The following is a 13,673-nucleotide window of genomic DNA, read 5'->3' as shown; positions in this document are numbered from 1 at the left end:
CTAATAATGGTATTTTATACATTTTTATTATGTGTCTAATTTAGGACAATATACACTAAATTTACCATTTTCAAAAAAATTTTAGATTGTATATTTTTTAGGAATTCTATCTTCAAATCTAATTGTTAGCTGCGCTAAAGTGGTAGCCCAATTTTGATTTGGAGATGTCCATTTTTCTATGATTTTCATAGTAGAAAGATACAGAGATTTTCTTAGTGACTCATCTGTAGGAAATACAGTTCTAACCTTTGTATATTTTCTTAGCTGTCTATTAAAACCTTCTAGTGAGTTTGTAGTATATATGATTCTTCTAATATCTTCAGAAAAATCGAAAAACGTTGCTAAATTAGGCCAATTATTATACCAAGAATCTATTACAACTGAATACTTGTTATACCATTTATCTTTTAAAATATCTAAATTTGCAAGCGCAGTTTCTTCATTGAATGCTCTATACACATTCTTTAAATCTTTCATAAATTCCTTTTGATCTTTTGATGCTATATATTTTAATGAATTTCTAATTTGATGTACTATGCAAGTTTGTATATTCACATCTGGATATACAGTTTTTATTGCTTCTGGAAGGCCTTTTAAACCATCCATGCAAGCTATTAATATATCATTTAAACCTCTATTTTTTAAATCATTACATACTGATAGCCAGAACTTTGCCCCTTCAGATTCACCTATCCAAATACCTAATATATCTTTTTTTCCTTTCATATCTAAGGCCATACAAATGTATGCAGCTTTAGATACTATTTTATTATCATCTCTTACTTTAAAATGCATAGCATCCATATATACTATAGGATAAATTTCATCAAGTGTTCTACTTTGCCATTCGGCGGCAGCCTCAACAACCTTATCTGTTATCTTAGAAATCATTGAAGGTGATACATCTATACCATATAGCTCTTCCATTTCAGATTGAATATCTCTCACACTCATTCCACAAGCATAAAGACCTATTATCTTTTTATCTAATTCATTACATACTGTTTCATATTTCTTAACAACCTTCGGTTCAAATTCTGATTTTCTATCTCTTGGAACATCTAATCCAATATCACCAAAACTACTACTTATTGTCTTTGAACTATATCCATTTCGATAATTTGTATCATTATTATCAGATCTTTCATATTTCTCTCTACCTAGATGTTCTTCCATTTCAGCCTCTAAAAGTTGTTGCATTACATCCTTGAATAGTTTTTGCATCAATCCATTTTTTCCAACGATGTCTTCCATTGTCTTACATTTTTTCACCTCTGCTTGATAATCAATATCTGGAATAATTATATCTTTCATTTTACAAACCTCCATAAATTTTAATATGAATATTATTCCAAACTTACCAATTTTAAATACTAAAAAAGTGTAGGTAAGTTTGTTTTTACACAAACCTATCTACACTCCCCAATTAAAAAATAACTTTACCTTAGTATTTGAATCCTTCAATACCTAAGGTAAAGCTATTTGTAAAATAATTCACTTTTATGATAATTCAATTATGGCATTTATATTGTCATTACTTTTAGCTGTAACAACATATTTATTATCTTGTTCTAAATAATAGCATTCAACTTTTTCTCCATAAACTATCTCTTTTTTGTATACTATTCGCACATTATGGAAAACTTTATTCTTATACACTTCATCTGGTAAAATTTCATAAGCCATATCTAGATAGCTTAGATTATGCATATGTTCATTTATATCTATATCTCTTCTTTGGATATAATAGTCTTTTTTGAAAATATAATCTTCGTATTTAACATCTTCCATTTCTTCTTCAAATACTTTTTTATCTGCTTCTGTTTCATATAAATTAGCAATATCTTCTGTAATTCTTAATGGTCTTCTTCTATCTATATCAACCAATATCCATCTTGATGTTGCAACTGCGATTACATTTCCTTCTTCATCTTTTATTTGAAAATCACGATATGCATATATTCTTTTAACTCCTCTTGACCAAGTCTCTGCTATTACCTTGTCATTGTACTTAGGTCTTTTTATAATTTTCAGCTTCCAATCTAAAATCATCCATCCTACTCTTTTAGTTTCTACTTGAAAAAGTCCGTATCCAACATAGTTACTATGAAGTCCAGATACATCTTCCATTATTGCAAGTATGGCTTTATTAGTGGCTTCATTATTTACTCCTATTTCCTCCATACCAATTCTATAGTTGCTACTGTATATCATAATTATTCACCTTTCTATTAAATATATCTATTTTTTAGATCTTATATAGTATTATAATTATATCTGTTAATTATTAAACTTCCACACATATTCATATATATTTCTTTTGATATAGTCATACATAAAAAATTGTACCACTATTTGTTCTTCTTTGAAATAGTAATAAGTTCTTCATATAAACTATCAAAAACTGTACCCCTAGAGAAATTCTAAGACTCACATTGACTCAGTTGCTATCCATGACAACAATTTAAAGTTAAAATCATACAGTATTAGTAAGCTTATAAAAATATGTGAAAGGATAGATTAATTTGAACAAATCATTACTAAATTCACTTAGGGGTGGCGGATATATACTATATGCAAGGCATGGGGAAGCAACAGTAGGAATAGATCAGCCTAAATTTAATTTTTCAAATTGTGTTACACAAAGAAATCTTTCGGATATGGGGAGAAAACAGGCAGTTTACTACGGAAATTTTCTCTACAGTTTGCAAGTTCCTATTAGTTATCCCGTCATAACCAGCCCCTTTTGTAGAACCATAGAAACAGCACAATTGGCCTTTGGGTGGCAAAACCTGCAGGTTGATCCCTTTTGGTTTGAAATATATAGATTGAGCGGAAATTTATCTAATGCTGAACAAAAAATGATATTAGATACTCTTGAGACAAGGTTAGAAATCCTACCGCCACAGGGAAGCAATAAGATTATTATTGCTCACAGTTTTCCAGAGGGAATTGGCTTGGGCTCAATATCCAACATGGGGACAGTAGTTGTTAAGCCGAAAGGCCAGGGAAAGGGTTATGAAATTGTTAGTAAATTATCTTTATTAGATTTAACAAACTTACCTAGATAGCTTCTCTCACTAATAATCTTTTTATATAACTAAATATAGTTATTTTTAGAAGGTGTATTACTTGTAATTTAACTGCTACGGAAATATAAAAAAGCTACTGATAAATATATATCAGTAACTTTACAACTTGTACTTATATTAAAGTTAATGTCCCATAGCAAATTCGTAGCATAATCTTGCACAATGTATACAAACCATTGCACAATGTTGAGAATGATGATCAGAGAATTTTGCACATTCTTGTCCGCAACATTGACAAATATTAGCGCATAAACCAGCTATTGATCTATCATACATACTCATACGTGCAACAAACTTAGCAGTTAACATACATATATCTGCACAGTCATGAAGAAGGCTAAGTTGCGTCATCCTTTCTTCGCATCCATGTCTTCTTTTTATCATTGTCTTTGAGTGTTCACAAACTGATTCACAGTGTTGTAGAGCTTCTATTAAATCTTCATGCTGATGTTCCATCATGTGTTCCATCCCCATTACACTTCCATTATGGTCCATCATACCTTGCATTCCCATTACACAATTATTGGATCCCATTATGTCTTCCATCCCCATTACATCTGTATTATTTCCCATCATGTCACTATACTTGTGACAATAGTTTTTACAATCCTTTTTCATATAGCTACCCCTTTTCATATATTTGTATAGAAATAAATCTAAAACTTATCTCTGTATAAATATATGAAAATTGGACAAAAAGGCTCTTTTTACTATGCAAAATCTTTTTGATTGGGATGGTTCTTTGCAATACCTCCTATTTGACCAAATGGGCTAAAGGTATCAAATGTATTTCTATTTGTGACATAGTGACAAATGGTTTTTTAGCTACAATTCTGTGTTATTGCAACTTTGCTAATCATATTATTGTAATATAAATAAATAATAATAAGGAGTATATATTAAATGAAAAAAATTAAAGTTAGTTTACAGCCTATTGTTCATAAAATAAATTTACCTACTGTTTTAAAAACAACTGTCATGCCAGGTGATTCAAGTGAAAGTTTATTTATTGCAACTCAGGTAGGAAAAATTTTTTACATCTCAAATGGAGCTATAAATACCTTTTTAGATATTCAGTCTCAAATAATAAAGCTAGGTACTTCTAATGGTGGATATGATGAGCGAGGATTACTAGGCCTAGCATTTCACCCATCATTTTATTATAACGGTCTGTTTTATCTTCATTATTCTGTAGCAGGAACACAAGGTCCTGGTGCTCTTTCAAAATCTTTTAAACCTAATCCTTGTGACTCAGAAACTTTAAATCTACAATGGACAAATAGAGATACTCAATATGATCATATTGATACAGTTGAAGAATGGATTTTACAACAAAGTGGTCAACCTGAAAAAAAACGAACATTACTTAATCTGAGAAGACCATTTTCCAACCATAATGGTGTCAATAGTTTAAACTTTTCCCCTGAAACTGGAAGACTTGTCTTAACAACTGGAGATGGTGGCTCAGGCTATGATCCTTTTAACTTAAGCCAGAATAATATGGAAATCTGCGGTAAAATAATTGAAATTGATGTAACTAAGAATACATTAATTAATAATCCACCTGTAGTCACACGTTTTGATGAACTTCCTATATCTATTCAAGAAACCCTTACAATAATGGCAAAAGGAGTTCGAAATATACCTGGCATTTCATTTCAGAGGTTTTATAACCAATATATAAAATATGCAGGAAATGTTGGGCAGGATTTGGTAGAGTCAATTTTTTCATTTGTTAATTATAGACCAATGCCAGTTACTCAGCTTGTTCAATCTTATTTAAAATCCCAACCTGAACAAGAAAAATTTATTAACTTCGGTTGGCGAGGATGGGAAGGTACTTTACCTACTTCACTTATAGGAGATTGCTCTGATAGTCCTACTTTGAATGATATAAGAATTGCTTATTACAATGAAGCAGTAAAAACTTCCCCACATCGTCTTTCACCTCTAGTTTGTTATTTTCATAAAGATTCACGAACAGACAAATTTACTGGTTCTGCACTTACAGGTGTTCAACCATATATGGGAAATCTAATTCCTGATTTAACAGGAAGTGTTGTGTTTACTGACTTTGCACAAAATGAAAGATCTGAATCTCCAGCAAGAGGAGTTTTAGCTTATACAAGGGCAGCAAGAAGTTGTAAGCTAAATGATTTTAGTATTATTGATATTGATTATGATTTTGGGTCCCAATCATCTTATTATGTTTGTCTGGGAACGAACATGAATCAAACCAGACTTTATTTAGGTGTTTATGGTTCTGCCAAGGTATCGAATTTTAACAAGGGTACTATTTTTGAAATTATTCCTTCTTAAAGTTCATTAGATTATTAAAGGTTTTCTATCAAATGTTATAACTATATTGTACAAGGAGGCATTAAAATTGAATAAAATGAATGCAAGCAGTTTTGTCTGTGTTGGAGGCATATTAACAACATTAGCTGTTTTATTCCAATCGTCACCTATACTTTTACCAGCTATTGGCTTGTTCTTAAGTCCGTTAAGCACTCTACCGATTACAATAGCTGCTGTGTGTAGTATTCCTCTTGGTTTTGCTGTATTTCTTTCCTCTGTATTAATTCTTACTATGATTAGTATTCAAGAATCAATAATTCTGCTTTTCACCACAGGTTTGCTAGGCATTGTTATGGGGGGATTGCTTTTTAGGAAGGGAATAATAAGTTCCATACTATTTTCAAGTGTAGCACTATTAATTGGGATGGCATGTTTAACTTATATAGTAGGTATTCCAGCCTTTGTAGATTTAGCTAATTCATTTTCAACGGCTTTAACTTTTTTCATATTTTTATTATTTTCACTTATTTATTCAAGTATTTGTAATATTTGCATTAGTAAATTTATAAATTATCTTAAAGAAATAAAAATAATTAGTTAACTATTGTGAACTTCTTATCTAATGATGAACCATAGCATTAAGAATGCTAATGTAACAATGGTTTTTCAATTCCTAAGTAATTTATTTAAAAGTGTATCATATAATACTATAAAAGTTCATAAAAGGGGTGATAAATAAAAATGCCTAATATACCGAACCAGTATCCATATCCTTGTATTATTCCACCGCAAATGTACAACATGTACCCATACCCTTTTTGGGGTAACCAACAAATGTATTATAATATATATCCCTACTATTTTACACACACTAAAAAAACATCTAAAAGAGCTGATATTATATTAAAGGATTATGGTCCAAATCCTATTGTTTTTAATATTGAAGATGTAACCAAACAAAACAATACTTTCCGTACAGTCTTGTGGACAGGATCACATTTGCAAGTTACTCTAATGAGTATTGATGTGGGTGATGACATAGGTCTTGAAGTTCATACAGAAGCAGATCAATTTATAAGAATTGAAGATGGTGACGCCCTTGTTCAAATGGGAGATAATCAATATAATCTTGATTTTGAAAGAAGAGTCTCTGCTGAATATGCTATTATTATACCTGCTGGAAAGTGGCACAATATTATAAATATAGGAAATAGACCAATTAAACTATATGCCATTTATGCTCCACCTGAGCATCCAAAAGATACAGTACATCCAACTAAAGCAGATGCAGAGGCTGCTGAGTCTAGGTGGAATTAATCCATATATTAATTTCACAATGTAATAGGAGCTGAATAATTTATTTTATTTAGCTCCTATTTTAATAACATCTTCACTTTAGATTATCAAAATTTTCTATAGTAGAATATGTTTCTTATCTAATTTATAAATTATCATCATTACTCTTTTGATTTCGCAACATACCACATTTATTTTCTGGCAAATACTCAAATTTATGTTTTCTGTATAACAAATCAGCAGGATTATTTGCTATTAAAAAAATATAGCTATCCTCATATGTATTTTTCTCAAAGTAATTATCCAGCTCTTTCATTATCAAATCTGCTAATCCCTTTCTACGATAGTTTTCATCTACCATAATGTCGCTTACCACATAGGTTATACCACCATCACCTACTATTCTTCCAAAAGCAATTAATTTATCTTTATCATATATTGATGCTGTAAATAAAGAGTTTTGTAAAGCTATTTCACTTCTTTCTAAATCTTTATCTCCCATGTTTGAACGCAATCTTAGGCTAACATAATCTTTGGCAGTTGGTACTTCATAAATAAGTTGTGTCTCCATAATTCACCTCAACAAAAATTTTTATTTCACAATATATAATTATTGTTCTATTATTAATAATATCTTATTAATTATAAAAACCAAATCTATTTTATAGAAACTGTCTTTTCTACAAATTTAAAAGAGGTATAAAAATTATTTACACCTCTTTTGCTGATTAATTCATCTTCTTATATTTGTATTTATAGTATTCCAGATTCTAATAAACTTATATCCTTTACTATTACTTTTTTAGTACCAATAAATTTTATAATGTTTTTATTTTCTAGCAAGTTTAGTTTTCTACTTAGGGTCTCCCTGGCTATTCCACAATAGTTAGCCATTTCTTCCCTATTTAATGGTAAATTTATTTCTACTTTTCCATCTACTTCTTTTCCGTACTTCTCAGAGAATTCTAAGAGCATGCAACATATTCTTGCTTCAGGATCATTTGTAGATAAATTTCTTGATAAGTTCTCTACTTCCACTAGTCTTTTATTTAATTCTGAAATGAACTTTAGACAAATTGAAATATTGCGAGATAATATTTCTTTTATGTCTTCTCTTGAAATAGTACATAGTTCAGTATTCTTAATGGCAGTTGCTGAGATATTGCTTTCAATAACGTCTCCTAATATATTATTTTCTCCAATAAAATCTCCAACAGTTAATATATTTATAATTTGCTCTTTACCATCACCAGTAGTTTTGCTTATTTTTATCATACCTTCACTTATAATAAATAGCTTTGAAACCTTATCTCCTTCTAAAAATAAGTTTTCTCCCTTTTTCAAAGCCATGTGCTTTCTTACTGATATTATTCTATCTAATTCTTCTTTAGAAAGAGATTCAAATATAGGAATTTCATGTGCATATAGTTTGCTTGCACATTTTTCACAACATAAGTCACAACTCAAAATAAATACCTCCTAGATAAATCATAATCTCATTTTAATTATACTATAAATTTCGAATTTATTATTGAGATTCTAAGATTAATCTAAAAGGTATTTATTATTTTTATTATTTACAATCCTCAGGAGTAAAAGTACAATATCCTATATTGTCACATTCAGTTTTCATGTTAGACCACTTAGCATCACTATCAATGCTTTCTAATGCTGTAGGATATAATATATAATTTTCCTTAAAGATATGGTCTTTTAACTCAAAGCAAATATCATTTGAAAGCCTTTTTAATTCTTTTTTATATTCTTCGAAATCTAAAGTAGAAACAGATTCACTTAAATTCTTTAAGTCTTTCTTCTTTTTTCTTAAATCTTCATGTTCTAGTCTCATTATTCTTGTTGGGCCTGTAATTCCCTTACTTTCAAGCTCTGGGAATAAAACATCCTCTTCTCTTTTATGATGCGGCTCTGCATCTAGTATATTGTCAATTAATTCAGTTACTCTTCCAAATTCTCCTCTGCTTTCATCAAATTTATTCATGTTTAGTATTGTGTTTGTTACTTCATCTAGTTTTCTTAAAAAGCTTAAAATTAATTCATGTTCTTCTATTAGGGTATATAATACATGTCCCTTTGATATATTACTTTGTAATTTTTCCAGTTCACCCTTTAAAACCATCATATGAATCTCACATAAATGTCTTAATTCACTTGGATCCATTCCTTCTTCTATTAAACTTTGCTCTGCAATTGAAAGCTCTAGAGGGCTTATTGATTTAACAAGTTCTAATCCATTTTCCTTTAAATCTTCTGTTAACCCCTCTTCATTTAATCTTCTTAAAATAAATGTTAATTCTTTTATCTTTTCTTCATTAACTGCACTATCTGCTTCATTATTTGATATAAGTTTCTTGTTTTCCAAATTAATCACCTCTCTATATATAGTTAACTTTTTATTAATATCTCTTAAATAAAATATTGTTTTCTTTATGGATATGAATAAATAAATCTTTCTCAAGTTCATGCATTTTTAAATATAATAACTTAAAACTAGTACACGCCCATTCTGGAGCATTATAATCATCTGTAATCTCTGCTAATTCCTTAAGTATGTCTCCAGCAGCTTCATGTTCTTGTATAATGCTTTTTATTTCTTCTTTTAATTTTTCCTTTTCTTCTTTATTATTATTCTTATCAAACTCAATCATCTTTGGAAATAGTACTTTTTCCTCTTTTATTAAATGCTCTTCTAATTCACACTTAAGTGCTCCAAAAAGCTTATGAACTCTTGTTAAAACTTCAGGCAAGTGATCATAATGAACTCTAAATACCTTTACTAGCAATGAATCAATGTCTTTTAATAATTCAAAAGTTTTGATATGATGAGTATTTGTTATATGATCAATTAATTCTTCTGAAGGTCTTTCATTCCAATTTACATATAAAGTGTTATCGAATGTAAATTTTTCAAGTTCAATATTGATATCTTCAATAAATTTATCCACATCAATATCCTTATCATTTAATGCAACTTCTAAACTTTGATTTCCACCACAGCAATAATCTAATTGCATTTCATTAAACTTTTCTACAATAGCTGGATAAATAACAACACATTCACCTAAACTTAAATTTTTATTTATATTATTTTTCATATTAATTCCTCCAAATATTTAAATTTCTTATCTATAACTGAATTATATAAAAAACATGAGAATAAAAATGTGACTACAGTCATATTTTAAATAAATTATATAAAAACAATAAAATTTGTATCATTACTGACAAAAAAAAGAGGAATGCAATATGGTAAACCTTCTTGCATCCCTCTTTCTTCTAAGAAATCTTTATTTTCTCTTAACCTATATGACTTTAGACAACCTTATTGCTCTTCAAAATCGTCTTTTCCTACTCCACATAATGGGCATTCAAAATCTTCTGGTACATCAGCCCATTTTGTTCCTGGTTCTATACCTCCATCTGGGTATCCTTCAGCTTCATCATAGATATATCCACAAACAGTACATACATATTTCATAATTATTTTCCTCTCCTTTTCTATAATCTAGATTTATTATGATAAAAGACCTCTAACAAGAGCTGAAATCTTTTCATCATCCTCTTCATTTGAACTCCACAAACATTTTACTTCTTCATCAACTACATTAAATCCTGAACCAGCTAATTTTTCTTTTAGTATTTTTACACTTTCACCACTCCAGCCATAACATCCAAAGGCTGCAGCTTTTTTATTTTTAAACTTCAATGTTTTTAGGAATGTTAGCCAACCATCTACACTAGAAAGAATATCATTTAATGCAGTAGGAGAACCAACAGCAATTGCTTTAGATTTAAATACTTCTACCATTATTTCATTTTTATCTGCCTTTGCTATATTAAATACTTTTACTACAGTATCAGGACTTTGTTTTGAAATTTCACTTGCTATTTTGTGGGCAATCTTTGCTGTATTTTCCCACATAGTATCATAAGCAATTGTAATCTGATTTTCTTGATAAGCTTCAGCCCACTGTGCATATTTTTCTACAATTTGCAAAGGATTCTCTCTCCAGATTACACCATGAGATGGTGCTATCATATCAATTGGAATATTTAAATCAATAATTTCTTTTATTTTCTTAGATACTAATGGAGAAAAAGGATTAAGAATATTAGCATAATATTTCATTGCCTCTTTCATTAAGATACACTGATTTGCTTTATCAGCAAACAGTTCTTCTACGGCAAAATGTTGTCCAAAAGCATCCATTGAAAATAAGATATTGTCACCTGTCAAATAAGTTGCCATGGAATCTGGCCAATGTAACATTCTCATCTCTACAAATACAAGTTGTTTTCCATTTCCTATATCAAGAGTATCTCCTGTTTTTACAACATTAAAATTCCATCCGCGTTTACCATATTGACCTTCCAAACTCTTAACTGCATTAGCAGTACAATAAATTGGCGTATCTGGAATTTCTTCCATTATTGTAGGTAGGGCTCCTGAATGATCTATCTCTCCATGATTTATAACAATATAATCAATCTTATGTAAATCAATCTCTTTCTTTAAATTCTCAACAAATTCAAAGCGGTGTTCTGACCAAATAGTATCTATTAAAACTGTTTTTTCTTCTTCAATCAAGTAAGCATTTTGGCTTGATCCATTCATTATAGAATACTCATCTCCGTGGAAATGCTGTAATTCCCAATCTATAAACCCTATCCAACTTACATTATTTTTTACTTTTTTTCTCATTGCTAATTCTCCTTTTTGCTAATTCTCCTTTTTTACAAAAAATCTCTTTAAAGTCCAACACGAGATACCAATATAAAAAAATATATCCCACATCATTTTTTACTTTCTATTTTAGATTTCCAATTTTTAAAACTGATTATTCAAATTTCCATTTCTGTAAATAGAATATCAGATTTTTATAAAAATAAAAAGGTAATTCTTTAAATTATTTACCTAAATAGTTACATTTTTATCTTACATATTATTTATATGCTTTTATTAGTCTATTGTTATAGCTGATACTGGACAATTTTCCATTGCATCTTTTGCTGATTCTAATATATCTTCAGATATTTCACCTTCCATTGGAACTGATATTCCTTCATCATCCATTGTGAATACTTCAGGACACATTCCTGCACATGATTCACATCCTATACAAACATCTCTATCTACAAAAGCTCTCATTTTTAATTCTCCTTTTTATTTATGTATTTATATTTTAGATAGATGACTGAAAAAATCCAATCATACTGCCTCTCAGTCATCTTTAAGCTTGCATTCATAATATACCTTTTTTTTACATGTTTCTGTAACATTCGTTACAAATAAGAAAAATTAAAAACAATTAAAATTTCTTCCACCACGAATTTTCAAATCTTACCTTAAAATTCTGATTTATTATCTTCTATGTTGATTTTGATGCAAAAACAGTAGTAGAAATTATAGACCCAACTATAAAAGATTTTTTTATTTCATATCCAAATTCACGCTACACAAGGTCATCATCAATTACTTGGTCTTTGTTTAATTAGAATCATCTAATGATTGTACTTAATCTTAAACATCTTCACTTATAAATTCCAATTTACCTATAAGCATATAGAAACGACCTTTATTTTGAAACGTATTAAAATTGTCTATGTTATATACAATTATTTTTCATGCATATTGACTTTATCCATAAAATAGAATACAATCATTTTATAATACATAGGAATCCGAGGTGTTTATTTTGAATAAGGAACTTATAAAAGGTAGTACTATAACATTAATTTTAAATTCACTAAAAAAAGAACCCATGTATGGATATGGAATGATTAAAGAAATTGAAAATAAATCTAATGGCGTCTTTCTCTTTAAAGAAGGAACTCTATATCCTATTTTACATGATCTTGAAAAAAACAAATTCATCGAATCCTTTTGGGATACTGAAAATGGTAGACGTAGAAAATACTACAGAATTACTAAAAAAGGTCTTACAGAATTAAAAGGACGAGAAAATGAATGGAAGGTATTTAGTAAAACAATGAATTTAGTATTAGGGGGGAATGTTAATGAATATGCAAAATAATTCTATACAAAATTTCCTACAATCTGTATGTAAGTTTATTCCTACAGAAGAAAAAGCAAAAGATATTCAAGATGAACTTAGAGACCATATTTATAGTTATATTGAAGAATATACTAAAGATGGTATGAGTACTGACGCTGCCACAACTATGGCTTTAAAACAAATGGGTGATCCTGATATTTTAAGTAAAATTTATAAAGATAAAACCTCTAAGTTTGGTAGATTATTACACATATTTTTAGTAATAATAGTTTTATCTATTTCCACTTTTAGCGGATTAGCATACAGTTACATTGATAGTTTTAACAATCTTAATATGTTTTTTATCTGTGCTCTCTTAAATATATCTATTAATTTATGTCTAGGAATTTATATCATAGATATTATCAGAACATATAAAAAAGAGCGTGAACTGTCTAAATTAGATCCCCTTTTCTATATTCAATCTTATAAATCATCTATATGGGAAGAAAAGGCTATAAAATATACACAGATATTTCTTATAATTATCTCTTTTATACTTTTGATGTCCATTTTAAGTAAGTCTATCCATATACAATCAAGCGAAGTATTATCTTCGTTTTTATTTAATTTAAATTTATTAAGTTTCTTTATATATATAATTATATACTTATCCATCTTAACTCCTAAGGGAAAGCATACAATTGTATACTCTGATGGTATACTTACATTTAAGTATTTTATACCTTGGAATAATATTCAAGGATATATGTGGAGTAAAGAATCTATAAATGGTAAAGTATGCTATAGCCTTGAGTTTTCACTAAAAAAATCATCTAAAATTTCATCTGGCAGAGCTCCTATAAAAGTTAGTTCATCCCAAGTAAATTTAATAAATGAGTTATTAAAAAATAATAATATAGATGAAATTCCTTGTTCATAGTAAAAAAAATATAACCTTTTAGTAAATAAA

At 28.9% G+C, this 13,673-nt stretch carries 16 protein-coding genes; 6 read left to right on the top strand and 10 right to left on the bottom strand.

Annotated elements, in window-relative coordinates:
* Window positions 1–81 precede the first annotated feature (81 nt).
* Together TVTCOM_RS08115 and TVTCOM_RS08110 are read right to left on the bottom strand one after the other, a co-directional pair.
* Window positions 82–1,314, bottom strand: a complete 1,233-nt coding sequence (locus TVTCOM_RS08115; protein ID WP_434796184.1) for an IS256 family transposase — start codon at window positions 1,312–1,314, stop codon at window positions 82–84.
* Window positions 1,315–1,500: 186 nt separating this feature from the next.
* Entirely contained in the window at window positions 1,501–2,214 is a 714-nt protein-coding gene (locus TVTCOM_RS08110) for an acyl-[acyl-carrier-protein] thioesterase (RefSeq protein ID WP_434799327.1), read from the bottom strand.
* Between the two features lie 311 nt (window positions 2,215–2,525).
* Here TVTCOM_RS08110 and TVTCOM_RS08105 point away from each other — a divergent pair, with 311 nt between their 5' ends.
* Complete coding sequence (locus tag TVTCOM_RS08105; RefSeq protein ID WP_434799326.1) at window positions 2,526–3,071, top strand: hypothetical protein; 546 nt, start codon at window positions 2,526–2,528, stop codon at window positions 3,069–3,071.
* Window positions 3,072–3,215: 144 nt separating this feature from the next.
* Here TVTCOM_RS08105 and TVTCOM_RS08100 read toward each other — a convergent pair whose 3' ends face one another.
* The gene (locus tag TVTCOM_RS08100) at window positions 3,216–3,710 is read right to left on the bottom strand and encodes a four-helix bundle copper-binding protein (protein WP_434799325.1); all 495 of its coding nucleotides are present in this window, start codon (window positions 3,708–3,710) and stop codon (window positions 3,216–3,218) included.
* Between the two features lie 285 nt (window positions 3,711–3,995).
* On the opposite strand from TVTCOM_RS08100, the gene TVTCOM_RS08095 reads away from it, so the two are divergent.
* The 3 genes from TVTCOM_RS08095 (at window position 3,996) to TVTCOM_RS08085 (ending at window position 6,707) form a co-directional block, all read left to right on the top strand.
* A complete protein-coding gene (locus tag TVTCOM_RS08095; RefSeq protein WP_434799324.1) occupies window positions 3,996–5,411 on the top strand; it encodes a PQQ-dependent sugar dehydrogenase in 1,416 nt (471 codons plus the stop codon).
* Window positions 5,412–5,487: 76 nt separating this feature from the next.
* Window positions 5,488–5,991, top strand: coding sequence for a hypothetical protein (locus tag TVTCOM_RS08090; protein WP_228110213.1), 504 nt, complete (start codon window positions 5,488–5,490; stop codon window positions 5,989–5,991).
* A gap of 380 nt (window positions 5,992–6,371) precedes the next feature.
* A complete protein-coding gene (locus TVTCOM_RS08085; protein ID WP_434799323.1) occupies window positions 6,372–6,707 on the top strand; it encodes a cupin domain-containing protein in 336 nt (111 codons plus the stop codon).
* Between the two features lie 124 nt (window positions 6,708–6,831).
* Here TVTCOM_RS08085 and TVTCOM_RS08080 read toward each other — a convergent pair whose 3' ends face one another.
* The 7 genes from TVTCOM_RS08080 to TVTCOM_RS08050 form a co-directional block, all read right to left on the bottom strand.
* Window positions 6,832–7,257: a GNAT family N-acetyltransferase gene (locus tag TVTCOM_RS08080; RefSeq protein ID WP_434799322.1), complete on the bottom strand. Its 426-nt coding sequence runs from the start codon at window positions 7,255–7,257 to the stop codon at window positions 6,832–6,834.
* A 182-nt stretch (window positions 7,258–7,439) separates the two neighbouring features.
* A complete protein-coding gene (locus TVTCOM_RS08075; RefSeq protein WP_228110138.1) occupies window positions 7,440–8,153 on the bottom strand; it encodes a Crp/Fnr family transcriptional regulator in 714 nt (237 codons plus the stop codon).
* A gap of 106 nt (window positions 8,154–8,259) precedes the next feature.
* On the bottom strand, window positions 8,260–9,066 hold the full coding sequence (locus TVTCOM_RS08070; protein WP_434799321.1) for a DUF438 domain-containing protein: 807 nt from the start codon (window positions 9,064–9,066) through the stop codon (window positions 8,260–8,262).
* A 34-nt stretch (window positions 9,067–9,100) separates the two neighbouring features.
* The gene (gene ric, locus TVTCOM_RS08065) at window positions 9,101–9,799 is read right to left on the bottom strand and encodes an iron-sulfur cluster repair di-iron protein (protein ID WP_228110140.1); all 699 of its coding nucleotides are present in this window, start codon (window positions 9,797–9,799) and stop codon (window positions 9,101–9,103) included.
* Between the two features lie 227 nt (window positions 9,800–10,026).
* Window positions 10,027–10,182 carry a rubredoxin gene (locus TVTCOM_RS08060; protein WP_228110141.1) on the bottom strand — a complete coding sequence of 52 codons (156 nt, stop codon included), beginning with the start codon at window positions 10,180–10,182 and terminating at the stop codon, window positions 10,027–10,029.
* 36 nt (window positions 10,183–10,218) lie between these two features.
* Window positions 10,219–11,406, bottom strand: coding sequence for an MBL fold metallo-hydrolase (locus TVTCOM_RS08055; RefSeq protein WP_228110142.1), 1,188 nt, complete (start codon window positions 11,404–11,406; stop codon window positions 10,219–10,221).
* A gap of 258 nt (window positions 11,407–11,664) precedes the next feature.
* Window positions 11,665–11,853, bottom strand: a complete 189-nt coding sequence (locus TVTCOM_RS08050; protein ID WP_228110143.1) for a ferredoxin — start codon at window positions 11,851–11,853, stop codon at window positions 11,665–11,667.
* A gap of 538 nt (window positions 11,854–12,391) precedes the next feature.
* Here TVTCOM_RS08050 and TVTCOM_RS08045 point away from each other — a divergent pair.
* Both TVTCOM_RS08045 and TVTCOM_RS08040 read left to right on the top strand, forming a co-directional pair.
* The gene (locus tag TVTCOM_RS08045) at window positions 12,392–12,739 is read left to right on the top strand and encodes a PadR family transcriptional regulator (RefSeq protein WP_434799320.1); all 348 of its coding nucleotides are present in this window, start codon (window positions 12,392–12,394) and stop codon (window positions 12,737–12,739) included.
* A complete protein-coding gene (locus tag TVTCOM_RS08040) occupies window positions 12,723–13,643 on the top strand; it encodes a permease prefix domain 1-containing protein (protein ID WP_434799319.1) in 921 nt (306 codons plus the stop codon). Before TVTCOM_RS08045 ends, TVTCOM_RS08040 begins: the two co-directional genes overlap by 17 nt.
* The last annotated feature ends 30 nt before the right edge of the window (window positions 13,644–13,673 follow it).

Origin of the sequence: Terrisporobacter vanillatitrophus (assembly GCF_051148895.1) — a bacterium.
Classification (GTDB): domain Bacteria; phylum Bacillota; class Clostridia; order Peptostreptococcales; family Peptostreptococcaceae; genus Terrisporobacter; species Terrisporobacter vanillatitrophus.
Note: the sequence above shows the minus strand (reverse complement) of the source record. Positions and strands in the feature narration are given on the sequence as shown.